Genomic DNA, 22,636 nt, shown 5'->3' with positions numbered 1-22,636 from the left:
GTCCATCGGTGGGATTTCATCTTGATGAGGAAAATGCGAATCGCAAGCCTAAAATCGCCTGAATCATGGTCACTTCACGTTCGTTTTAAAAAGATTTTGAGCAAGTGCAGCAAATTTTCCATAGGGCGTAAGACTGGAAAGCGGAATACGCAGAAGCGGAAGATGCCCGCCGCAGGGCAGCAACAACACCTCGTCATCTTCCGGAAATCTTGGATTTTCCGGTGAAAGAACTGTCGTAACAGCGAAATTTAGTCCGGCGCTCGGGACGCTGTTGACGTTAACGATGCCGCTGCCGCGCAATTCCAGTAGTCCGGCAATCGCTTCCGGCCGCTCGGCGATAATGTTTTCGCCGTCGCGATACACGAAAATCTGATCATCCGCGATCAGTGCCGCCGGCAATCCGCATCGTTGCGCCTCCGTCAGAAAGCTGAAGGCAAGCTCGCTTTTGCCGCTGCCGGACGGTCCGGTGAAGAGAATGCCGGTGTTGTCGACGACAATGGCGGTTGCGTGCAGGTTGAAGCGTTCAGCGTTCATGGGTTTCGGCCGCCGGCAGCGACAGGGTGAAGCGCGCGCCTGATATCACGCCGTATTTGTCGACGACGTTTTCTGCCCTCAGGCTGCCGCCATGGGCTTCGGCGATCTGGCGGCTGATGGAAAGGCCAAGGCCGGAATTCTGGCCGAAACCTTCGCTTGCCGGTCGGTCGGTGTAGAAGCGCTCGAAAATCCGGTCGATATCCTCGGCCTGAATGCCGGGGCCATTGTCTTCCACCTGCACGATGCAGCGGTCCTTGTGACGGGAAAGGCGCACGGTGATGCGGCCGCTTTCCTCGGAAACGAAAGAGCGCGCATTCTCGATCAGGTTGGTGACGATCTGCCCGATGCGAAGATCGTGACCGTTCACGACGAAGGAGGTTTTGGCTCCCGCCTTCCGGTCGGCGACATAGTCGATCGCCACGCTCTTTTTCTTTGTGCTGATCTGGCGGGAGATATCCACCAGACCCTTCATAAGAACGTCGAGATCCAGCGGCGATGCATCGACACGCGCCAGTTCGGCATCGAGCCGCGAGGCATCCGAAATATCGCTGATCAGGCGGTCGAGGCGGCGGACATCGTGGAAGATGATCTCTGTCAGCCGCTGTTTGGACTCTTCCGTCTTGGCACGCGGCAGGGTTTCCACGGCGCTGCGCAGCGAAGTCAGCGGGTTCTTGAGCTCGTGGCTGACATCGGCGGCGAAACTTTCGATTGCGTCGATACGGTCGTAGAGCGCCGTCGTCATTTCACGAAGCGCTATGGAAAGGTTGCCGATTTCATCCTGACGCGCCGAAAAGTCCGGTATCTCCTCGCGGGTTCTCGCTCCGCGACGAACGCGGATCGCAGCCGCCGAAAGCCGCCGGAGCGGCGTGGCGATGGTGGAGGACAACAGCAGGGAAAGTACGATGTTGACGAGCGTGGCGATGCCGAACACGCGCATGATGGCGAGGCGCTCCGCATGCACGATCTTGTCGATATCGCCGGCCTGCGTGGACAGGAGCAGAACCCCGAGCACGGCCCGGAAGCGCTGCACCGGAACGGCGACCGAAACGATTAGCTCACCCTTTTCCGTAACGCGAACGACTGCGCCGCGCACGCCGGTCAGCGCATTCATCACCTCCGGATAGATCGAGCCGTCGCCACCTGGCGCTTCCTTGTATTGCGGTAGGCTGCTCGGTTGCAGCATGCGGTTGAACATGCTGGTGAACCATTCACCCCAGGTCTGGGTTTCCGGCGTCACCGGCGGCAGATCGAAGCGCAGGACCTGGCCGCGGGAATAGAGATGGCGAGAATCGAGAAGCAGGTTGGCATCGGCGTCGAAAAGCCGAGCGCGGGTCCGTGTCGGCGAAATCAGCCGGCGCAGCACCGGCGCCACCCGTTCCGGATTGATCGGGAAACTCAAGTCCTCGTCATTGGGGGCGGGCGTGATGCTTTGCCCCGCCTGCAATTCCAGCAGCTTTTCCGGATTGATGGTGATGGAGTTGGTATCCACCGAGGCGGAGGCCGAGATGGCGCCGGCGATGATCTCGCCCTGCGTCAAAAGACTTTCCACCCGCGCATCGATCAGCCCCTCGCGGAACTGGTTGAGGTAGAGAATGCCACCGACCAGAACGACCGTCGCGGCCACGTTGAAGAAAAGGATGCGGCGCGTGAGGCTGGAAAACACCGCATTGCCAAAAATGCGTCGGACGATCGTCAGCGGATGGATACGATGGCGGCGTTCGCTGCCGCGATCTTCGACATCGTCACTGTCCGAGACGGTTTCCGGCGTTTTCTTCAACAAGTCTATGTCCTCGCCACCACAATTCCGGTGGTCTCTCCCGATTGCGGCTCGTTCAAGCCGCTTCGCGGAAGCGATATCCTACGCCATAAAGCGTTTCAATCATATCGAAGTCACCATCGACCAGTTTGAACTTCTTGCGAAGGCGCTTGATGTGGCTGTCGATCGTGCGGTCGTCAACATAGACCTGTTCGTCGTAGGCCGCATCCATCAGCGCGTCGCGGCTTTTCACCACGCCTGGCCGCTGTGCAAGCGAATGCAGGATAAGGAATTCGGTAACGGTCAGCGTCACCGGCTCGCCCTTCCAGGTGCAGGTGTGGCGTTCCTGATCCATGGCCAGCTGGCCGCGTTCGAGCGTACGCGCCTGTTGATCAGCCGTCGGCTTCAGCGTGCTGCCGCCGGTCGCAGCGGAAGCCTCGCGGCTGCTGGCGCGGCGCAGGATGGCCTTGACGCGTTCCACCAGAAGGCGCTGCGAGAAGGGTTTTGTGATGAAATCGTCAGCACCCATCTTCAGGCCGAACAATTCGTCGATCTCTTCATCCTTGGAGGTCAGGAAGATAACCGGAATATCCGATTTCTGGCGAAGACGCCGCAAAAGCTCCATGCCGTCCATGCGCGGCATCTTGATGTCGAAAATGGCGAGCTGCGGCGGACGGGCAATCAGTCCGTCAAGCGCGGAGGCGCCGTCCGTATACGTTTCGACCCGGTAGCCTTCGGCTTCGAGCGCGATCGATACCGAAGTGAGAATATTCCGGTCGTCGTCGACAAGCGCGATCGTCTGCATGTAGTTGGTCTCCATCGTCATTTTCTCGTAACTCCCGACATCCACCCAGCCAAGGTTGCGCGCCGCGAGCCACTCTCATGAGTATAAAGGTGGAACAAATTGTGGCAAAGGAAAACTCACAACCAAATCGCCTGGTGTGACTAGGCCAATTCCGGGAAAACGCCGCAGCTGGATTCTAATGCGTCTTCAACCGATTTAAAAAGAAATAAAATCTTTTAAATCGATTAATATATTGAAATCACTAAGTTATTTAAAGTTTCACTCTTGCGTTTCTAAAAGCCGCCACGTATTTTCCGTGAAAATTTCAACGGCCTTATCGTCATTTACAAGGAACGCGTCATGAACGAGCTTGGGGTTCATAATCCTGCCAATGGAGTTGCGGAACTCGGACTGGGCGAGGCCTCCCGCGTCTTTTATAACCTCAACGAAAGCGAATTGTACGAAGAGGCGATCCGCAACGGCGAAGCCGAGCTGACGGCGGATGGCGCACTTCGTGCCGTTACCGGTCAGCATACGGGCCGTTCTCCGAAGGACAAATTCGTCGTCCGCGACGCTTCCACCGAAGACACTATCTGGTGGGACAACAACAAGCCGCTGTCGCCGGAAAACTTCGAGCTGCTGCGTCAGGACATGCTTGCGCACGCCGCCGGCAAGACGCTCTATGTTCAGGACCTGATCGGCGGTGCCGATGAGGAAAACGCCCTGTCGACCCGTGTCGTCACTGAGCTTGCCTGGCATTCGCTGTTCATCCGCAACCTGCTCATCCGCCCGAAGCGGGAGAAACTGGCAGGCTTCAAACAGAAGCTGACCATCATCAATCTGCCGAGCTTCAAGGCTGATCCGGCGCGTCACGGCGTCCGTTCGGAAACCGTCATCGCCTGCGATCTCACCAATGGTCTCGTCCTTATCGGCGGTACCTCCTATGCCGGTGAAAACAAGAAGTCGGTCTTCACGGTGCTGAACTACCTGCTGCCGGCCAAGGGCGTCATGCCGATGCATTGCTCGGCCAATGTCGGTCCCGAGGGTGATTCCGCCGTGTTCTTCGGCCTGTCCGGCACCGGCAAGACCACGCTGTCGGCTGATCCGTCGCGCACGCTGATCGGCGACGATGAGCACGGCTGGGGCGAACACGGCATCTTCAATTTCGAAGGCGGCTGCTACGCCAAGGCGATCAAGCTGTCGGCCGAAGCCGAGCCGGAAATCTATGCCGCGACCCGCCGTTTCGGCACCGTTCTCGAAAACGTCGTGCTGGACGAAAACCGTGTTCCGGATTTCAACGACAACTCGCTGACGGAAAACACCCGCAGTGCCTATCCGCTGCACTTCATTCCGAATGCATCGGAAACGGGCATTGCCGGTCATCCGAAGACGATCATCATGCTGACTGCGGATGCCTTCGGCGTGCTGCCGCCCATTGCCCGGCTGACGCCGGAACAGGCCATGTACCACTTCCTTTCCGGCTACACGGCAAAGGTTGCCGGCACGGAAAAGGGCGTGACTGAGCCAGAAGCTACATTCTCCACCTGCTTCGGCGCACCCTTCATGCCGCGCCACCCGGCGGAATACGGCAACCTGCTGCGTGAGCTGATCGGCAAGCATGGCGTGGACTGCTGGCTGGTCAACACCGGCTGGACCGGCGGTGCTTACGGCATCGGCAAGCGTATGCCCATCAAGGCGACCCGCGCGCTTCTGACGGCAGCCCTCACCGGCGAGCTGAAGGGTGCCGAATTCCGCACCGATGCGAATTTCGGTTTCGCCGTGCCCCTGTCGCTGGAAGGCGTCGATGCCGCGATCCTCGACCCGCGTTCGACCTGGGCCGACGGCGCAGCTTACGACGCGCAGGCGAAGAAGCTTGTGTCGATGTTCGTTACGAACTTCACCAAGTTCGAAGATCACGTCGACAGCAAGGTGCGCGATGCAGCACCGGGTCTGCTGCTTGCTGCAGAATGAATAAGCCTCGTTTATGATGAGGAGGGGAACCCGGCCTTGTGCCGGGTTCTTTCGTTTCGTGCCTTGTTTTCATTTTTCTCGATCTGTGGCATCACCGGCGCGGAGAAAAAACATGGCCAGCGCCCCGCTTTACATCAGCAACCGAATTACCATCGCCGGCTGGGAGCTGACGGAGCAATTCGTGCTTGCCGGCGGGCCGGGTGGCCAGAATGTCAACAAGGTCTCGACGGCGGTTCAGCTGTTTTTCGACATCGCCAATTCTCCCTCCCTGCCGGAACGGGTGAAGGCGAATGCCCTGCGTCTGGGCGGGCGGCGTGTTTCGAAAGAAGGCGTGCTCATGATCGAGGCGAGCCGGTTTCGAAGCCAGGAGCGCAATCGCGAAGACGCGCGTGAACGGCTGAAGGAACTGATTCTTGAAGCGGCAGCGCCGCCGCCGCCGGTGCGCAAGGCTACCAAGCCGACCAAGGGTTCCGTCGAGCGCCGCCTCAAGGCGAAATCCGGCCGGTCGGATGTCAAGAAAATGCGTGGCAAGCCGTCAGGCGACTAGGTCGCAGCTGGATGGCAAAATGTTTCGCACTTGTCATAGACCTCCAGATATCGTCTGGTAGACCTCCTACAACCAAGGAGGGTGCTATGGGTCTGTTCAATTTCATCAAGGAAGCGGGAAAGAAGCTTGGTATCGGTGGAGATGATGCCCCCGATGTCGAAGCCGTCAAAAAAGAACTCGCTTCCCACGATCTCGGCACCGACAAGGTTCAGGTCGAGGTGGTGAACGATAAGGTCGTTCTGAAGGGCGAAGTGGCCGACCAGTCGATTTTCGAAAAGGCAGTCATCGCCGTTGGCAATACGCTCGGCATTTCCAAGGTCGAGGCCGGCGAACTGACGGTGGCAGAAGCGCCGGCGAAGGAACCCGTTTTCTACACGGTCAAGAAGGGCGATAATCTCTGGAAGATCGCTGAGGCCCAGTACGGCAAGGCAAATGGTGGCAAGAACAACATCATCTTCGAAGCCAACAAACCGATGCTGACCCATCCCGATAAAATCTATCCCGGTCAGGTCCTGCGCATTCCTGACCTTGCCTAATAACGGATTTTAACCGCTGCGATGGAGATGCCGCTTTTGCGGCATCTTTCACAACTTGCGAAGGGCCACCGTGTCGATCAGGTGGTTTTTGCCCTTGCGCAGGATAAGATCGGCGCGTGGACGCGTGGGCACGATGTTCTGGCGCAGGTTCTTCAGGTTGATGTTCTGCCAGAGGCCCTCGGCAATGCTGAGCGCCGCCTCTTCGCTGATCGACGCATAGCGATTGAAGAATGAATTCGGGTCTCGGAAGGCGGTTTGTCGCAGATTCATGAACCGGTTCACATACCAGTTGTGAATGAAGTCCTCATCCGCATCGATGTAGATCGAGAAATCGAAGAAGTCGGAAACGATCGGCACTATCCGCCCGCCCGCCGGCAGGTCGCGTGATTGCAGCACGTTGATGCCTTCGAAGATGAGGATATCCGGCTGGTCGATGACAGTGAATTCGTTGGGCAGCACGTCATAGGTCAGATGCGAGTAGCGTGGCGCCTTCACATTCGGCTGGCCCGCCTTGATCGCCGAGAGGAAACGCAGCAGCGCACCGATGTCGTAGCTTTCCGGAAAGCCCTTGCGCTCCATCAGGTTTTCGCGCCGCAGCACCTCGTTCGGGTAAAGAAACCCGTCGGTGGTGATGAGATCGACCTTCGGGCTGGAAGGCCAGCGGGCCAGAAGCTCCTTCAAAATACGCGCCGTTGTCGATTTTCCAACCGCCACCGACCCGGCAATGCCGATGACGAAGGGCGTCTTGTTGACATCCGCCATGTTCAGGAAGCGGTTGCGCTGTTCGAACAGCAGCTGCGATGCTTCCACATGCGATGACAGCAGGCGCGACAGCGACAGATAGATACGCCGCACTTCGTCCAGATCAATCGGGTCGTCCAGCGAACGCAGTCTTTTGACCTCGTCGGCGGAAAGGGTGAGTGGTGTGTCGGCGCGAAACTTTGCCCATTCTTCCGAGCTGAAGAAGTGATAGGGCGAATATTCATCCGGGCGGAAATGATCGAGTGTGCTCGGCATGCCTCTCTCCCCGCTGCCTGCCTTCACATTCATGATGTCGGCCTCGCTGCCTTTTCCGCAAGTCCGGTCTGTCCGGTCCGGCGCTCCAGCTCCGCAAAGACGTCGGCAAGGGGAATGTCGGCGATCTTCAACACCACCAGCAGGTGATAAAGCAGATCGGCGGCTTCGTTTTTCAGCCCGTCGCGGTCTTTCGCGATGGCGGCGATCACGGCCTCAACAGCCTCTTCGCCCAGTTTTTTCGCCGCACGTTCCTGGCCCGCCGCAACAAGTTTGGCCGTCCAGGATTCATCGGGAGAGGCGGCGGCGCGTGTCGCGACGATGCGTTCCAGATCGGAAAGGGAAAATGCGCTCATGGAAAGGTTCCTGCAATCAGTCGAGACGCATGGCGATGCCATGCTCGGCCATGTAGCTCTTGGCTTGCCCGATCGAATAGGTGCCGAAGTGGAAAATGGAAGCGGCAAGCACTGCGGTCGCATGGCCATCGCGAACGCCGGCTACCAGATCATCCAGCGTTCCGACGCCACCCGAGGCGATGACGGGCACGCGAACCTGATCGGCAATGCTGCGTGTCAGGCCGATATCGTATCCGCTTTTGGTGCCATCGCGGTCCATCGAGGTGACGAGCAATTCGCCGGCACCGCGTTCGACCATCTTGATGGCAAATTCCACGGCGTCGATTCCGGTTGGCTGACGTCCGCCATGCGTGAAGATCTCCCAGCGTCCGTCTTCCCCGTCCTTCGAAACCCGTTTGGCGTCGATGGAGACGACGATACACTGGTTGCCGAATTTGTCGGCAGCCTGCGCGACGAAATCAGGATCTTTCACCGCTGCGGAATTGATGGAGACCTTGTCTGCACCGCAGAGAAGCAGCTTGCGGATGTCAGCCACGGCGCGGACGCCGCCGCCGACGGTCAGCGGCATGAAGCAATGGTCGGCCGTGCGCGATACCACGTCGAAAATCGTGTCGCGATTGTCGGACGAGGCGGTAATGTCGAGAAAGCAGAGTTCGTCCGCTCCCGCCGCATCATAGGCCTTCGCCGCCTCGACTGGGTCGCCGGCGTCGATAAGATCGACGAAGTTCACACCCTTGACGACTCGGCCGTCTTTTACATCGAGGCAGGGAATAACGCGGGCTTTGAGGGTCATGCGCTTATCTCCTTCGCAGCCTTGATGAGGGCGAGCGCCTCGGCAGGATCGATGCGCCCGTCATAAAGCGCGCGGCCTGAAATTGCGCCCTCTAGCTTTGCGGCATCCGGCTGCAACATGCGCTTGATGTCTTCGATGGAAGCAAGGCCGCCGGAGGCGATGACAGGGATCGACACGGCATCTGCCAGTTCGAGTGTAGAGGCCCAGTTGATGCCAGCCAGAATGCCGTCGCGATCGATATCGGTGTAGATGATGGCGGCAACGCCGGCACCTTCGAAACGTTTGGCAAGTTCGATGACGCCGAGTTCTGAGGCTTCCGCCCAGCCCTCAACAGCAACCTTGCCGCCTTTGGCGTCGATGCCGACAGCGACCTGACCGGGGAAACGCTTGCAGGCTTCGATAACCAGAACGGGATCGCGCACCGCCACGGTGCCGAGAATGACGCGGGCAAGCCCACGGCTGAGCCACGCCTCAATATGATCGAGAGTGCGGATGCCGCCGCCAAGCTGCACCGGGTTTGTCGTGGCCTTGAGAATGGCATCGACCGCTTCGCCATTCACCGTCTGGCCCGCGAAGGCGCCGTTGAGATCGACGACATGCAGCCACTCGAAGCCTTGGTCCTCGAAGGACTTCGCCTGTGCGCCGGGGTCCGTATTGTAAACGGTTGCCTGCTCCATATCGCCGAGTTTCAGGCGAACGCACTGGCCGTCTTTAAGATCGATTGCGGGAAAAAGAATCATGTCAGGGCTTCCAGCGCAGGAAATTGGAAATCAGGGCGAGGCCGAGCGTCTGGCTTTTTTCCGGGTGGAACTGCGCGCCAGCCATATTGTCGCGACCAACGAAAGCCGTCATCGCGCCACCGTAATTGGTGGTAGCTATGACATCCGCCGGATGTTTCGCCGCCAGATGATAGGAATGCACGAAATAGGCATGCAAGCCGTCAGAGCCGGTTCTGATACCGTCGAACAGGGGATGCTGATGCCGGATTTCCAGCGTATTCCAGCCAATCTGCGGGATTTTAAGCGCCGGATCGGAGGGCGTCATTTCAATGACATCGCCTTCGATCCAGCCAAGCCCCATGCTGACAGTCTTTTCGAGACCGCGCGAAGACATCAGCTGCATTCCGACGCAGATGCCGAGGAAGGGATGAGCTTTTTTCTCGACGGCTTCGATAAGCGCCTCATGCATGCCGGGCACAGCTTCGAGACCGGCGCGGCAATCGGCATACGCGCCGACGCCTGGCAGGACGATGCGGTCCGCAGATGCGACGTGATCCGGCTTATCGGTCAGGTCAATGGTTGCATTGATGCCGGCTTCGCGGGCGGCGCGCTCGAAAGCCTTGGTGGCCGAACGCAGGTTGCCAGAACCGTAGTCGATAATCGCGACGCGCATGTCAGCGCCTTCCATTCAAGTCGAAAAGAAACGATCCGGAGGGATCGTTGACGAAGTTTTTGTCACCGCTCTTCTGCGGCGAGGGGGTCCATACCGGCTGCGACAGCTGTCCCGACGACTCGGTATTTTCGGAAAGATCGGAGAAATATATCTCTTCGGCACTCGAAAGATCAGGGGCGGAAATGACCGAGGTCATCTTCCAGCCCTTGCCTATCAGGTGCCGGACGAGAAAATCGCGCCCCTCCAGTGCAGTGATGAGGGCAATGGCGACGCTGCACAAAATGCCCACCGGTTCGAATCCGGGTAACATTGATGCGAAACCGGCCAGAACGAGAACTGCAAATACGACGATCGCGGCCAGCCACAGCCGGTTTACGGCCAGCCACAGCCAGGGCGCAATAAGTGCCAGCCAGACGAAACGGTCTGCTATGAAGCGGGTCGTCTTGTGGTCCCTGTCCGGCCCGTTGGGGGCTTCCAGAACGAGATAGCTTGTCATGGGCTTCCTGACAGCTTTGGCGGTCAGGCCAGCATGCCCTTTGTCGAGGGAACGCGGCCTGCTTGCCGGGGGTCGATCTCGGTTGCCGCGCGAAGAACGCGGGCAACGGCCTTGAAGCATGTTTCGGCGATATGATGGTTGTTGGCGCCGTAATGGTTCAGGATATGCAGCGTGATGCCGGCATTCTGGGCCAGCGCCTGAAAGAATTCGCGCACAAGCTCGGTGTCGAATGTGCCGATCTTCGGCGCGGAGAAGTTGACATTCCACACAAGGAAGGGACGGCCGGAAATATCCACGGCAGCCTTGGTCATCGTCTCATCCATGGCAAGATCGAGCGAGGCGTAGCGGGTAATGCCGCGCCTGTCACCCAACGCCTTCGCGATGGCCTGGCCGATGGCGATGCCGGTATCTTCGACCGTATGGTGATCATCGATATGCAGGTCACCTTGAACCTCGATATCCATGTCGATCAGCGAATGGCGGCTCAGCTGGTCCAGCATATGATCGAAAAATCCCACCCCGGTGGAAATTGTCGACTTGCCGGTGCCGTCGATATCCACGCGCACCGAAACCGAGGTTTCGTTGGTCTTGCGGATGATCTCGCCTTTACGTTCTGCCATCTTTGGCCGCTCCGTGAAAATGTCGCCGTTCCTTATCAGCACGAGACACAAATATCCAGTTGTTCCATCGTCTTGAATGATCTGCGCAAAACAGTGCCGTGCGGGCAGGATTTGCAATCGTGAAAAGCAAACTTACATAGATGCCGAGAAGGGCCGGATGCCGGCCCGTTAACCGCAGGCCCGGTAGGGCAGACAGGTGTTTGATGACAACGATTATTACAGTCAGGAAGGGCGGCAAGGTCGTCATGGCTGGCGATGGTCAGGTAAGTCTTGGCCAGACCGTCATGAAGGGCAATGCCCGCAAGGTTCGTCGCATTGGCAAGGGTGAAGTGATTGCCGGTTTTGCCGGCGCAACGGCGGACGCCTTCACGCTGCTCGACCGTCTCGAAAAGAAACTCGAGCAATATCCCGGTCAGCTCATGCGCGCAGCCGTAGAGCTTGCAAAGGACTGGCGCACGGATAAATATCTGCGCAACCTCGAAGCCATGATGCTGGTGGCCGACAAATCCACGACACTCGCCATCACCGGTAATGGTGACGTGCTGGAACCCGAACATGGTGCGATCGCCATCGGCTCCGGCGGCAACTACGCCTTTGCGGCTGCCCGCGCCATGATGGATACGGACAAGTCGGCAGAGGAGGTGGCGCGCAAGTCGCTCGATATCGCCGCCGATATCTGCGTTTACACCAACCATAACCTCGTCATCGAAACCCTCGACGCCGAGTAAGCATATTTCTCACCCAAGGGTCCTGTGGGCCGGGCCAGAATGGCCGGCCGGAACAGGAAAGCCGAGAGGACAGAATGACCACTTTTTCTCCCCGGGAAATTGTCTCGGAACTGGATCGCCACATCATCGGCCAGCATGATGCGAAACGTGCGGTCGCGATTGCGCTGCGCAACCGTTGGCGTCGCCAGCAGCTCGATGAGAGCCTGCGCGACGAAGTGATGCCGAAAAACATCCTGATGATCGGACCGACCGGTGTCGGCAAGACGGAGATTTCCCGCCGTCTCGCCAAGCTTGCCGGCGCGCCCTTCATCAAGGTCGAAGCGACCAAATTTACCGAAGTCGGTTATGTCGGTCGCGATGTCGAGCAGATCATCCGCGATCTGGTCGAGATCGGCATTGGCCTCGTGCGTGAAAAGAAGCGCGCGGAAGTACAGGCCAAGGCGCATCAGAGCGCCGAAGAGCGGGTGCTCGACGCACTGGTCGGATCGACCGCGTCACCCGCGACACGTGAGAGCTTCCGCAAGAAGCTGCGCGATGGCGAGCTGGACGACAAGGAAATCGACATCGAAGTGGCCGACAGCGGTTCGGGCATGCCCGGCTTTGAAATACCCGGCATGCCGGGTGCCAATATCGGCGTTCTCAACCTGTCGGAAATGTTTGGCAAGGCGATGGGCGGACGTACCAAGAAGGTGCGCACCACCGTCTCGAAATCCTATACCGATCTCGTTCGCGACGAATCCGACAAGCTGCTCGATAATGACATGATCCAGCGCGAAGCGGTGAAGTCGGTGGAAAATGACGGCATCGTCTTCCTCGATGAGATCGACAAGATTGCTGCGCGCGATGGCGGCATGGGTGCCGGCGTCTCGCGTGAAGGCGTGCAGCGCGATCTTCTGCCGCTCGTTGAAGGCACGACTGTATCGACCAAATACGGGCCGGTGAAAACCGACCACGTTCTGTTCATCGCTTCCGGCGCGTTCCATGTGGCAAAGCCGTCCGACCTTCTGCCGGAGCTTCAGGGCCGCCTGCCGATCCGTGTCGAGCTGAAGCCGCTGACGAAGGAGGACTTCCGCCGTATCCTGACCGAGACGGAAGCAAGCCTCATCCGCCAGTACAAGGCGCTGATGGCGACGGAAGAACTCGATCTCGACTTCACGGACGATGCGATCGACGCTCTGGCCGACGTGGCTGTTCATCTCAACTCGTCGGTCGAGAATATCGGTGCGCGCCGCCTGCAGACGGTGATGGAGCGTGTTCTCGACGAGATTTCCTTCAACGCACCCGATCGTGGTGGCTCTGCCGTCAAGATCGATCAGGAATATGTCAAAAAGCACGTCGGCGATCTTGCCGCCGATACGGATTTGTCCCGCTATATTCTCTGAATATCTTGGAGAGCAACGACACGAGAGTGCGGCCACATTTGCCGCACTCTTTTATTTTATGGCCTTGTCTCGCATTCAGCCCCCTTTTTGTTTATGGGAAAGGCTGCATTCCGGTTGGAACCGCTTTATGGAATGGTCCGGTTTTCTCTTGGTTCGGGAGAGGTCGGCTTGAGAAAAGGCATTCGCTCGTGCGCAAAACTCTTCTGGCATTTGCCGCCGCTTTGACGTTCACCGTTGTCTCGTCTTCTTATGCCGAGGCCGCGACGGTCGTCCCGCCTGGCAATCGCAATGCCGAACAGCCGGGCATTCCGGGGGCTTCCGCACGTCGAACCAAGGGTTCCAATACGTCTTTCGAGCGTAAATACCAGAAGGTGATCGACCTCCTGTCTTCCGACAAGGCACTGATCGGCAAGATCAAGTCTACTGCCGGGCGCTACGGTATCGATCCGATCCACATGATCGGGGCGATTGTCGGCGAGCATACCTATAACGTCGACGCCTATGACCGCCTGCAATCCTACTACGTCAAGGCCGCCTCCTATGCCGGCAGCAGCTTCCGTTTCGGCTACAAGGACGAAACCATCGCGCAGTTTCTGACGCATTCGCAATTCGCCAGGTGCCAGTCGAAAAAGGATTCCTATAGCCTTTGGAACTGTCGGGAAGACGTCTGGGACGACAGCTTCCGCGGCAAGACGGTAGATGGCGTTGCCTATCCGAACAATCGTTTCAGCGCTGTATTTTTCCAGCCCTTTTATGCCGGACAGACCTTCGGTCTCGGCCAGATCAATCCGCTCACGGCATTGATGTTGTCCGACATGGTGTCGAAAACCTCAGGTTATGAGAAGCTCGACGAAAACGATGCGACCGCCGTTTATACCGCGATCATGGACCCGGATCGCTCGCTCGCCTTCATGGCAGCTTCCATCCGCAAATCGATCGACGACTACAGGTCGATTGCCGACATGGATGTTTCCAAAAATCCTGGTGTAACGTCCACGCTTTATAATGTCGGCGGATCCGCGCAGCGCGCTGCCGCTCTCGCCCAGAAAAATCGTCAGCGCGCCGCAGGTGGAGAACAGCCGCTTTTGCCGGAAGAAAACTATTACGGCTGGCTGGTGAACGATCGCATCAAGGATTTGCAGGCGCTTTTGTAGAAAAAGACGATTATCGTCGGCATTATTTCCAAAACGGAAATAATATTTGGTTGCCTCTCGCAATTGACGAGCGCCTGCCTCAGCGTCCAATCTGCGCCCTTAAGATAACGAGGAGGCGCATGTGAGCCGCACCAATAAATTCGGTCTTTCCATTGATGACAGGCTTTATGCTTTTTTGACGGATGACGTTCTGCCGGGCACGGGTCTTGATGCAGAAACCTTCTTCGAAGGCTTTTCCGCCATCGTCCACGAGCTTTCCCCTAAGAATCGTGAATTGCTCGCAAAGCGCGACGCCTTGCAGGAAAAACTGGATGGCTGGTACCGGCAGAATGGCGCCCCGACGGATTTTGATGTCTATGAGGGCTTCCTGAAGGAAATCGGCTATCTGCTGCCGGAAGGACCCGGCTTCAAGGTCGAAACCAGCAACGTCGATTCGGAAATTGCCGCTGTCGCAGGCCCGCAGCTTGTCGTGCCGGTCATGAATGCCCGTTATGCGCTGAACGCCGCCAATGCCCGCTGGGGTTCGCTTTACGATGCACTTTACGGCACGGATGCCATTTCTGACGCCGATGGTGCGGAAAAGGGCAGGGGCTATAATCCGAAACGCGGCGAAAAGGTCATTGCCTGGGCGCGGAACTTCCTCAACGAATCAGCTCCGCTCGAAACGGCAGGCTGGTCGGATGTGACCGGATTCAAGATCGTTGACGGCCTCTTGCAGCTTGCAATCGGTGACAGCAAAACGGGCCTGAAAGATGCCGAGCAATTCAAGGGCTTTACCGGCGATGCGGAAAAGCCGGCAACGATCCTGCTTGGCAAGAATGGTCTTCACACCGAGATCGTCATCGATCCCTCGACGGAAATCGGCAAGGGTGACAAGGCGGGCATCTCGGATGTCATTCTCGAATCGGCACTGACAACCATCATGGACTGCGAGGATTCCGTTGCCGCTGTTGATGCCGAGGACAAGGTGCTGGTTTATGGCAACTGGCTTGGCCTGATGCGCGGCGACCTGACGGAGAAGGTGTCCAAGGGTGGTAACACCTTCACCCGTAGTCTCAACCCGGATCGTTATTACACCGCCCCCGATGGTGGAGCACTTACTCTGCCGGGGCGGTCCCTGATGCTGGTGCGTAATGTCGGTCACCTCATGACCAATCCGGCGATCCTTGACAAGGATGGCCGCGAGGTGCCGGAAGGTATCATGGACGCCGTCGTCACAGCGCTGATTGCGCTTTACGATGTCGGCCCCTCCGGCCGTCGCCAGAATTCCCGTGCCGGTTCCATGTATGTCGTCAAGCCGAAGATGCACGGGCCGGAGGAAGTCGCCTTCGCCAACGAGATTTTCACGCGGGCCGAAAAGCTTGTCGGCATGGCGCCGAACACCATGAAAATGGGCATCATGGACGAGGAACGCCGCACCACGGTCAACCTGAAGGAAAGCATTCGCGCGGCAAAAGACCGGGTCGTCTTCATCAATACCGGCTTCCTCGACCGCACGGGCGACGAAATTCATACCTCGATGGAAGCGGGTCCGATGATCCGCAAGGGCGATATGAAACAGGCGGCCTGGATTGCGGCTTACGAGAACTGGAACGTCGATATCGGTCTGGAATGCGGCCTTTCCGGCCATGCGCAGATCGGTAAGGGCATGTGGGCCATGCCTGACCTGATGGCCGCCATGCTGGAGCAGAAGATCGCGCATCCGAAGGCAGGCGCCAACACCGCCTGGGTACCTTCACCCACGGCTGCGACGCTGCATGCCACGCATTATCACAAGGTCGATGTCGCAGCCGTTCAGGACGACCTGAAAAGCCGGGGCCGGGCAAAACTCTCCGATATTCTATCGGTGCCGGTCGTGCCGCGTCCCAATTGGACGCCCGAGGAAATCCAGCGCGAACTCGACAACAACGCGCAGGGTATTCTGGGATATGTCGTGCGCTGGGTCGATCAGGGCGTCGGCTGCTCCAAGGTGCCTGATATCAACAATGTCGGACTGATGGAGGACCGCGCCACGCTGCGCATCTCCGCGCAGCATATGGCCAACTGGCTGCGCCATGGCGTGGTTACGCAAGAGCAGATCGTTGAGACCATGAAACGCATGGCCGCCGTGGTCGATAGCCAAAATGCCGGAGATCCGGCCTATCTGCCGATGGCGTCCAACTTTGAAGGATCGGTCGCTTTTCAGGCCGCCGTCGAACTTGTGCTGAAAGGCCGGGAGCAGCCTAACGGTTATACGGAACCGGTTCTGCACCGCCGTCGCCTCGAACTGAAGGCGAAGCAGGCGGCTTGAGGCCGACAGGCACTCCAGAGCACGTCTTGTCTGAACGCAATGTTCGACGTGCTCTACCTTAAAACCGCTATGCACTTTTACTGGGAATGCTCCAGAAACAAAAAAGCCGCCGGGAATTCCACGGCGGCTTTTTCTTTGTCTGGTATCTGATCTTACTGGATCACGACAACCTTGGTGCTGCGGCCGGGACGGACGCGGCTGTAAAGGTCGATAACGTCCTGGTTGATCATGCGGATGCAGCCGGAAGAGGCGGCGGTGCCGATCGATGCCCATTCAGGCGAACCGTGGATACGGAACAGCGTGTCCTGTCCCTTTTCGTTGAAGAGATACATGGCGCGCGCGCCGAGCGGGTTGGAAAGACCCGGACCCATGCCTGCCTCGACATACTTTGCGACTTCCGGCTTGCGGTCGGCCATTTCCTTCGGCGGATGCCACATCGGCCATTCCTGCTTCCAGGCGACATAGGCTTCGCCGGCCCAGGCAAAACCAGCCTTGCCAACGCCGATGCCGTAACGAACTGCGCGGTTGCCGGGCAGGATATAATAAAGGAAACGCTCACGCGTATTGACGATGATCGTGCCCGGCCGTTCGTTATTCTGGAATTCGACGATCTGACGACGGAACTTCTCGTTCACACGATTGATCGGGATGGCGGGCAGCGCATAGCCCGCGTCGGTCACAGGGCCGTAAACATCGTTGAAGATCTGGACGGTTTCGACCTTTGCCGGAACCGGGTTAGCGACCGGCACTGACGCCGCTACCTGGCCGGATGATTGGGATGTGGTTTCGGCGCAGCCGGCCAGAGCCAGTGCTGCCGTCAGACCGAGTGCAGTCAATGAGGTACGGATGCGCATATCGTTCTCGCGGAAAATTCGCCAAATTGTGCGAAGGAGTAGGCTTAATTGGATAAATCGGTTATTTTCCATTAAGCCGTTCTTGGCAAGCCGATACGCTGCTGCAGGACGAATGTGACTTTAAAATTGCCGGTTGATTGCCTTTTTGCAACAATAGGCCAAACGCCTCAGTAGCCTTTATCCATGACTATTCTTTCGCTTACCAACAATAATCCGTTAATCGACGGTCGCCAGTCGGACAAGGCGATGCTGGTGCGCCGCGGCGTTCAGGTGCTTTTGCACGAGATGCGACATTCGGTTTTGCCGGAACTGCCGCTTGCAAGCGGACGACGGGCCGATCTCATCAGCCTTTCGGCAAAGGGTGAAATCTGGATTATCGAAATCAAATCCTCGATCGAGGACTTCCGCGTCGATCGCAAATGGCCGGAATACCGCCTGCATTGCGACCGGCTGTTTTTTGCCACCCATCCGGAAGTGCCGGTCGAAATCTTTCCGGAAGAATGTGGGCTTATCCTGTCGGATGGCTATGGCGCCCATATGCTTCGCGATGCGCCGGAGCATAAATTACCGCCCGCAACCCGCAAATCGGTGATGCTGGATTTCTCGAGAACCGCTGCAACCCGGCTGATGCTGGCGGAGTGGACGACCGGGCGCAGCTTCGGAGAGTGATACCCGGTTCCAGACCATATCCAGACGTAAAACCGCTTCTCACTTATACTGTAAATGCTCTACTTCGGCGCGCGTTTCGCCAGAATGCGCTGCAGCGTTCTCCGGTGCATGTTAAGCCGGCGGGCGGTTTCCGAGACGTTGCGCTCGCACATTTCATAAACGCGCTGAATATGCTCCCAACGAACCCGGTCGGCCGACATCGGGTTTTCGGGCACTTCAGTCTTTTCTCCCTTGCGCTGCGTCAGCGCATTGAAGACATCGTCCGCATCGGCCGGTTTGGCAAGATAATCCAGCGCCCCAAGCTTCACGGCGGTAACGGCGGTTGCGATATTGCCGTAGCCCGTCAGGACGACAATCTGCGTATCGTCCCGGTACTGCCGGATGGCTTCGATGACCTCGAGACCATTGCCATCCGTAAGCCGCAAATCAACGACCGCATATTTGGGCGGCGCAGCCTTGGAACGGGCAATGCCTTCGCTGACCGTCTCGGCGGTATCGACGATAAATCCGCGTGTTTCCATGGCCCGGGCAAGCCGGCGCAGGAAGGGACCGTCGTCATCGACGATCAGCAGCGATCTGTCAGCTCCGATCGGGTCGTCGTCATCCGTTGTCGCGCTGATGGGGGTCTGGTCTTCTGTCGTCATGTCTCAGGCCTTTCGGCAACTTAGTCGGTTTTTTCTTCTTATCGCCGCTTCCACGTGGATGGTAAAGTCAACGGTCTCTTTTATCGTCCATAAGCGCTCGAGGCCAGATGATTGTGACCCGCGCTCCGGTTCCGCTCAAACCGCGATTTTCGAAGGTAACGGTGGCGCCGGAGCGTTCCAGCAATGTCTTTGCAATGAAAAGCCCGAGTCCCAGCCCTCCCGCCCGGGTATCGTTGTGACGTTCGGTCACATAGGGTTCACCAATGCGGGCAAGCACGTCATGGGCATAACCCGGTCCATCATCCTCAATGGTGACGGCGACATTCTGCGAATCGTAGTCCACGGTCACGGTCACTTTTTCCCGCGCATAGTCCACGCCGTTTTCGATGAGATTGCCCAGCCCGTAAATAACGCCTGCATTCCGGATGCCAACCGGCTCGTCGATCCGGTTGTTCTTTTCGACGAGATCGAGACGGATGCCGAATTCCCGGTGCGGCGCCATCACCTCCTCAATCAGCGAGGAGAGCGGCAGGCGGCGCATATGTTCTTCATCATCGGTGGAAAGTGATGTAAGGCGGCGCAGAATATCCCGGCATCTTTCGCTCTGGCTGCGCAGCAGCGCTATGTCTTCGCCAAACCTTTCATCATTTCCGAGTTCCCGTTCCATTTCCTTGGCGACGACGCTGATTGTCGCCAGCGGCGTGCCCAACTCGTGTGCCGCAGCGGCGGCCAGACCGTCTAGCTGCGAGAGATGTTTTTCCCGCTCCAGCACCAGTTCGGTCGCAGCCAGCGCATCGGCCAGCTGATTGGCCTCGTGTGAAACGCGATAGGCATAAAAGGCCGCGAAAGAGGTCGTGGCAATGATCGCGACCCAGGTGCCCACATGCAGCAGAAGCTGGATCGGCAGCACCTCACCGGGATACCACGGAACCGGAAACGGCGAAAAAGCGATTGCCGTCGAGCAGATGACGGCAAATGCGAGCAGAATAAGCGAGTGCCGAAGCGGCTGCGACGCGAAGGCGATGATGACCTGCACGCAGATCAGCGGTGCGAAAGGATTAGAAAGACCACCGGTGATGTAGATGAGCGCCGTCAATTGCAGCAGGTCGAATGCCAGCAGCAATGTCGCTTCCCACGGCTCCAGACGATAGGTGGAGGGAAAACGCGCAGTGAGAAACAGGTTGGCAAGCGCCAGTGCACCGATCAAAAGGCTGCAAGCCAGAAGTGGCAGGGGGAAGTTCAAGCCGAAAGCAACAAGCAGGATCGTCGCACTTTGCCCGGCCACCGCCAGCCAGCGCAACCATACGATGGTTTGCAGCCTTATCCTGCGGCTGGCGCGGCCAAGCCTTGTTGTTTCGATCGGATGGCCAGCCACCTTCATCTCCTTTGTGCTTTTGATCGTCATCACGTTCCGCGCGGTTTTGCGCGGCTGGTCGGCAATGCCGATGCCGGGTCCTCAGGCCATGGATGGCGCGGATACCTCCCGCGCATGTCCGCCCGCACATCTTTCCACGATCCTGCCCAGAAACCCGGAAGATCGCGTGTCGTCTGTATCGGCCTGTGCGCCGGCGAGGTCAATTCCAGCAGCAGCGGCAACCGCCCCTGCGCGATGGCGGGATGAGCCGTCAGCCCGAAAAGCTCCTGCACACGAATGGAAAGCGTCGGTTCGCTGGCATCGTAACGAATAGGATGCCGCTGGCCCGTCGGCGCTTCGAAATGCGTCGGCGCAAGCCTGCCGAGATCGCGTGCGACCTCATAAGGCACCAGGGCTAAAAGTCCCTCGGAAAGGCTGCCGGGCCGGATATCCTGAAGGCTGCGGGCGCCGTGCTGGAAGGGCACGAACCATTCATCCAGCCGTAAAAGCAATGCAGCATCGCTGACATCCGGCCAGGGGTCGCCGATGCTGGCATTCAGAAAGCCTATCCTGTCGCGCAACTGCTGGGTTTCTTTTGTGAACGGAAGAATTCCGACACCAAATTCCCGAACGCCGTTGGCAAGTGCCTGCGCCGCCTGTTCACCCTCCGGGCGGGGCAGGGGCGTTTCGTCGAGGATGATGGCGCCTAGGCGCGTGACGCGGCGTGCACGCGCCTGACCGCTTGCCTTGTCAAACAGCAGCTGGTCCTGCTGCACAATAAGATGCGGCATCCGCTCTTCTATATCGGTGCGCTCGATGCTTGCTGCGGAAAGGATGCGCGGCTGTGCCGCACGCCCGGTAATATCGGCAACCACCAGCATCCTGCTCGCCGCCAGCCGTTCGGTTTCGGCAAGTTCTGCACCCCGGCCGTTCGCCATCACATAACGACCGCGCGCTCCTCGCTGAAGCGCAATCCGGTCCGGATAGGCGTGGAGCAGCAAGGGGCCAGCCTCGCTTGGCTGTTCATTCATAGTCTGCGCATCGCCGATCGCATCTAGAAGTCTCGAAGCCAGCTTGCGTGCCGCTTGCGCTCTTTCGCTTCTCTCGGAAAGAAAGCGGCGCAATCTTTCATCGAGATCAATGTCGGTTCCGCCCAGTCCCTGTTCCGTCAGCATGACAGCGAGCATCGCCGCCTTTTTTCCCGCACCTTCGCTCCCCGCTGCAATTACCATTGCCGCAAGCCTTGGCGGTAGTGAGAGGCTGCGCATCAGGTGGCCGCGTCGCGTCAGCGCGCCGCTTTCATCGAGTGCGCCCAGATTTTTGAGAAGCGCGATCGATTCCTTCAATGCCGCTTCGGGAGGGGCATCCAGAAATGAAAGCGCGGAAGGATCATGAACGCCCCAATGGGCGAGGTCGAGTGCAAGGCCGGAAAGATCACTCGCCAGAATTTGCGGTGGCGTGAAGGCGTTGAGCGCTGCCGTCTGTCCCGGATGCCACAGGCGGATCGCAACGCCGGGTTCCGTTCGTCCGGCTCGGCCCGCCCGTTGGTCGGCGGAGGCGCGCGAAACCCGCACTGTCTCCAGTCTCGTGATTCCCGTTGCCGGTTCGAAAACCGGTAGTCGCTGCAACCCGCTATCAATCACCACACGCACGCCATCTATGGTGATAGATGTTTCTGCGATCGATGTGGCAAGCACGATCTTGCGCCGTCCGGCCGGTGCCGGCTTGATCGCCGCATCCTGCTCCTTTTGCGAAAGATTGCCGTAAAGCGGGATGATATCTGTATCGTCGGAAAAGCGCCCCTCCAGCCGGTTGGCCGTGCGAGTAATTTCTGCCTGCCCCGGAAGGAAGGCAAGAATGGAGCCTGTTTCCGATGCATGAGCTTCGGTAATCGCCTTTGTGACTTTCTCGTCTACAGGCACACCCTGCCAGCGGTCCTCGTAGCGGATGTCGATTGGATATGTGCGGCCGAGGCTCTGAATGACAGGGGCATCGCCCATCAGCGCACTGATGCGTTCCACATCAAGGGTGGCGGACATCACGAGGATGCGCAGATCGTCTCTCAGTCCCTCCTGAACGTCGAGCGCAAGTGCCAGTCCGAAATCGCCATCGAGTGAACGTTCGTGAAACTCGTCGAAAATCACCGTCGAAACGCCGGCAAGTTCCGGGTCGTCCAGAACCATCCGGGCAAAGACACCCTCAGTCACCACTTCAATCCGGGTTCTTGAGGAGATGCGATTGTCGAGCCGCATACGATAGCCGACGGTTTCTCCAACATTCTCCTGAAGAAGATCAGCCATGCGTCCAGCCGCGGCCCGGGCGGCAAGCCGGCGTGGTTCGAGAAGAATGATCTTGCCGTCGCCCCGCCATTCCTCACGCAGGAGATGAAGCGGCACCAGCGTTGTTTTGCCCGCACCCGGAGGAGCCGATAGAACGGCACGCTTTGACCCGTCCAACGCTTGGGCAATCTCGGCCAGAACGTCGCTGACGGGAAGTACGGGCAGATCGATCTTTATATGGGCTGGCGTTCTGGTCATGCAAACAGGCCTGGGGCAATCGGGTTGATGTCTAAGCGTCTCTTTTGCCGTTTCTAAAGCACGGCCCGGTGCTTTGACAGCCGGCGGAGAGGGTTTCGCAAGAGCTCTTCCGGCAAAATTGCGGTTCTTCGCAAGCTATCTGTCGTGAAGGGTGGGAAGGGGTTCCCGCATGCGCCGCCAAAAGAGACGAGGATTCCGTCCTTTCTATGCCTCCCGTGCGGTCCG

General features: G+C 58.4%; 22 protein-coding genes. 8 read left to right on the top strand and 14 right to left on the bottom strand.

What is annotated here, in order from left to right; translation table 11 throughout:
* Positions 1–69: 69 nt before the first annotated feature.
* From ACQZ6D_RS23465 to chvI, 3 genes are read right to left on the bottom strand one after another with little or no spacing between them, the layout of a single operon-like run.
* Positions 70–534, bottom strand: coding sequence for an HPr kinase/phosphorylase (locus ACQZ6D_RS23465; RefSeq protein ID WP_065705034.1), 465 nt, complete (start codon positions 532–534; stop codon positions 70–72).
* On the bottom strand, positions 524–2,314 hold the full coding sequence (gene chvG, locus ACQZ6D_RS23460) for a two-component system sensor histidine kinase ChvG (protein WP_065705032.1): 1,791 nt from the start codon (positions 2,312–2,314) through the stop codon (positions 524–526). The genes ACQZ6D_RS23465 and chvG overlap by 11 nt, the downstream gene beginning before the upstream one ends.
* 52 nt (positions 2,315–2,366) lie before the next feature.
* Positions 2,367–3,095 (bottom strand): two-component system response regulator ChvI, encoded by a 729-nt coding sequence (gene chvI, locus ACQZ6D_RS23455; RefSeq protein ID WP_003516307.1) that lies wholly within the window; start codon positions 3,093–3,095, stop codon positions 2,367–2,369.
* Positions 3,096–3,434: 339 nt separating this feature from the next.
* On the opposite strand from chvI, the gene ACQZ6D_RS23450 reads away from it, so the two are divergent.
* The 3 genes from ACQZ6D_RS23450 to lysM all read left to right on the top strand — a co-directional run bounded on the left by ACQZ6D_RS23450 (position 3,435) and on the right by lysM (position 6,128).
* The gene (locus ACQZ6D_RS23450; RefSeq protein WP_003516305.1) at positions 3,435–5,045 is read left to right on the top strand and encodes a phosphoenolpyruvate carboxykinase; all 1,611 of its coding nucleotides are present in this window, start codon (positions 3,435–3,437) and stop codon (positions 5,043–5,045) included.
* A 112-nt stretch (positions 5,046–5,157) separates the two neighbouring features.
* Positions 5,158–5,592 carry an alternative ribosome rescue aminoacyl-tRNA hydrolase ArfB gene (gene arfB / locus ACQZ6D_RS23445; protein ID WP_019565930.1) on the top strand — a complete coding sequence of 145 codons (435 nt, stop codon included), beginning with the start codon at positions 5,158–5,160 and terminating at the stop codon, positions 5,590–5,592.
* Positions 5,593–5,678: 86 nt separating this feature from the next.
* The gene (gene lysM / locus ACQZ6D_RS23440; protein ID WP_003516300.1) at positions 5,679–6,128 is read left to right on the top strand and encodes a peptidoglycan-binding protein LysM; all 450 of its coding nucleotides are present in this window, start codon (positions 5,679–5,681) and stop codon (positions 6,126–6,128) included.
* A 48-nt stretch (positions 6,129–6,176) separates the two neighbouring features.
* Here the strand turns inward: lysM and coaA are convergent, their stop codons facing one another.
* Genes coaA through hisB form a run of 7 tightly spaced genes read right to left on the bottom strand, consistent with a single transcriptional unit; the run spans position 6,177 to position 10,799 of the window.
* On the bottom strand, positions 6,177–7,178 hold the full coding sequence (gene coaA / locus ACQZ6D_RS23435) for a type I pantothenate kinase (protein WP_019565929.1): 1,002 nt from the start codon (positions 7,176–7,178) through the stop codon (positions 6,177–6,179).
* A complete protein-coding gene (locus ACQZ6D_RS23430) occupies positions 7,175–7,498 on the bottom strand; it encodes a phosphoribosyl-ATP diphosphatase (RefSeq protein WP_003516295.1) in 324 nt (107 codons plus the stop codon). Before ACQZ6D_RS23430 ends, coaA begins: the two co-directional genes overlap by 4 nt.
* Positions 7,499–7,514: 16 nt before the next feature.
* Complete coding sequence (hisF, locus tag ACQZ6D_RS23425; protein WP_003516294.1) at positions 7,515–8,291, bottom strand: imidazole glycerol phosphate synthase subunit HisF; 777 nt, start codon at positions 8,289–8,291, stop codon at positions 7,515–7,517.
* A complete protein-coding gene (gene hisA / locus ACQZ6D_RS23420) occupies positions 8,288–9,031 on the bottom strand; it encodes a 1-(5-phosphoribosyl)-5-[(5-phosphoribosylamino)methylideneamino]imidazole-4-carboxamide isomerase (RefSeq protein ID WP_013635199.1) in 744 nt (247 codons plus the stop codon). Before hisA ends, hisF begins: the two co-directional genes overlap by 4 nt.
* 1 nt (position 9,032) lies before the next feature.
* On the bottom strand, positions 9,033–9,683 hold the full coding sequence (hisH, locus tag ACQZ6D_RS23415) for an imidazole glycerol phosphate synthase subunit HisH (protein WP_065705026.1): 651 nt from the start codon (positions 9,681–9,683) through the stop codon (positions 9,033–9,035).
* Position 9,684: 1 nt separating this feature from the next.
* The gene (locus ACQZ6D_RS23410) at positions 9,685–10,179 is read right to left on the bottom strand and encodes a DUF2628 domain-containing protein (protein ID WP_065705024.1); all 495 of its coding nucleotides are present in this window, start codon (positions 10,177–10,179) and stop codon (positions 9,685–9,687) included.
* Between the two features lie 23 nt (positions 10,180–10,202).
* Positions 10,203–10,799 carry an imidazoleglycerol-phosphate dehydratase HisB gene (gene hisB / locus ACQZ6D_RS23405; protein WP_003516285.1) on the bottom strand — a complete coding sequence of 199 codons (597 nt, stop codon included), beginning with the start codon at positions 10,797–10,799 and terminating at the stop codon, positions 10,203–10,205.
* 203 nt (positions 10,800–11,002) lie between these two features.
* Between hisB and hslV the strand changes: the two genes are divergently transcribed.
* The 4 genes from hslV to ACQZ6D_RS23385 all read left to right on the top strand — a co-directional run bounded on the left by hslV (position 11,003) and on the right by ACQZ6D_RS23385 (position 16,353).
* On the top strand, positions 11,003–11,527 hold the full coding sequence (gene hslV / locus ACQZ6D_RS23400; RefSeq protein WP_003516283.1) for an ATP-dependent protease subunit HslV: 525 nt from the start codon (positions 11,003–11,005) through the stop codon (positions 11,525–11,527).
* 74 nt (positions 11,528–11,601) lie between these two features.
* Positions 11,602–12,909 carry an ATP-dependent protease ATPase subunit HslU gene (hslU, locus tag ACQZ6D_RS23395; protein ID WP_003516274.1) on the top strand — a complete coding sequence of 436 codons (1,308 nt, stop codon included), beginning with the start codon at positions 11,602–11,604 and terminating at the stop codon, positions 12,907–12,909.
* Positions 12,910–13,097: 188 nt separating this feature from the next.
* Positions 13,098–14,063, top strand: coding sequence for a DUF1402 family protein (locus ACQZ6D_RS23390; RefSeq protein ID WP_003516272.1), 966 nt, complete (start codon positions 13,098–13,100; stop codon positions 14,061–14,063).
* A 121-nt stretch (positions 14,064–14,184) separates the two neighbouring features.
* The gene (locus tag ACQZ6D_RS23385) at positions 14,185–16,353 is read left to right on the top strand and encodes a malate synthase G (protein ID WP_065705021.1); all 2,169 of its coding nucleotides are present in this window, start codon (positions 14,185–14,187) and stop codon (positions 16,351–16,353) included.
* 152 nt (positions 16,354–16,505) lie between these two features.
* Here the strand turns inward: ACQZ6D_RS23385 and ACQZ6D_RS23380 are convergent, their stop codons facing one another.
* Positions 16,506–17,207, bottom strand: a complete 702-nt coding sequence (locus tag ACQZ6D_RS23380; protein ID WP_003516268.1) for a L,D-transpeptidase — start codon at positions 17,205–17,207, stop codon at positions 16,506–16,508.
* 183 nt (positions 17,208–17,390) lie between these two features.
* Between ACQZ6D_RS23380 and ACQZ6D_RS23375 the strand changes: the two genes are divergently transcribed.
* Entirely contained in the window at positions 17,391–17,876 is a 486-nt protein-coding gene (locus ACQZ6D_RS23375; RefSeq protein WP_013635204.1) for an MmcB family DNA repair protein, read from the top strand.
* Between the two features lie 59 nt (positions 17,877–17,935).
* Here the strand turns inward: ACQZ6D_RS23375 and ACQZ6D_RS23370 are convergent, their stop codons facing one another.
* From ACQZ6D_RS23370 to hrpB, 3 genes are all read right to left on the bottom strand, one after another.
* Complete coding sequence (locus ACQZ6D_RS23370) at positions 17,936–18,520, bottom strand: ActR/PrrA/RegA family redox response regulator transcription factor (protein WP_003516258.1); 585 nt, start codon at positions 18,518–18,520, stop codon at positions 17,936–17,938.
* Positions 18,521–18,587: 67 nt separating this feature from the next.
* Positions 18,588–19,895: an ActS/PrrB/RegB family redox-sensitive histidine kinase gene (locus tag ACQZ6D_RS23365; RefSeq protein WP_080800691.1), complete on the bottom strand. Its 1,308-nt coding sequence runs from the start codon at positions 19,893–19,895 to the stop codon at positions 18,588–18,590.
* A 29-nt stretch (positions 19,896–19,924) separates the two neighbouring features.
* On the bottom strand, positions 19,925–22,411 hold the full coding sequence (hrpB, locus tag ACQZ6D_RS23360) for an ATP-dependent helicase HrpB (RefSeq protein WP_065705017.1): 2,487 nt from the start codon (positions 22,409–22,411) through the stop codon (positions 19,925–19,927).
* Between the last annotated feature and the right edge of the window lie 225 nt (positions 22,412–22,636).

Source organism: Agrobacterium sp. 22-3639C2 (assembly GCF_053522105.1).
Note: the sequence above shows the minus strand (reverse complement) of the source record. Positions and strands in the feature narration are given on the sequence as shown.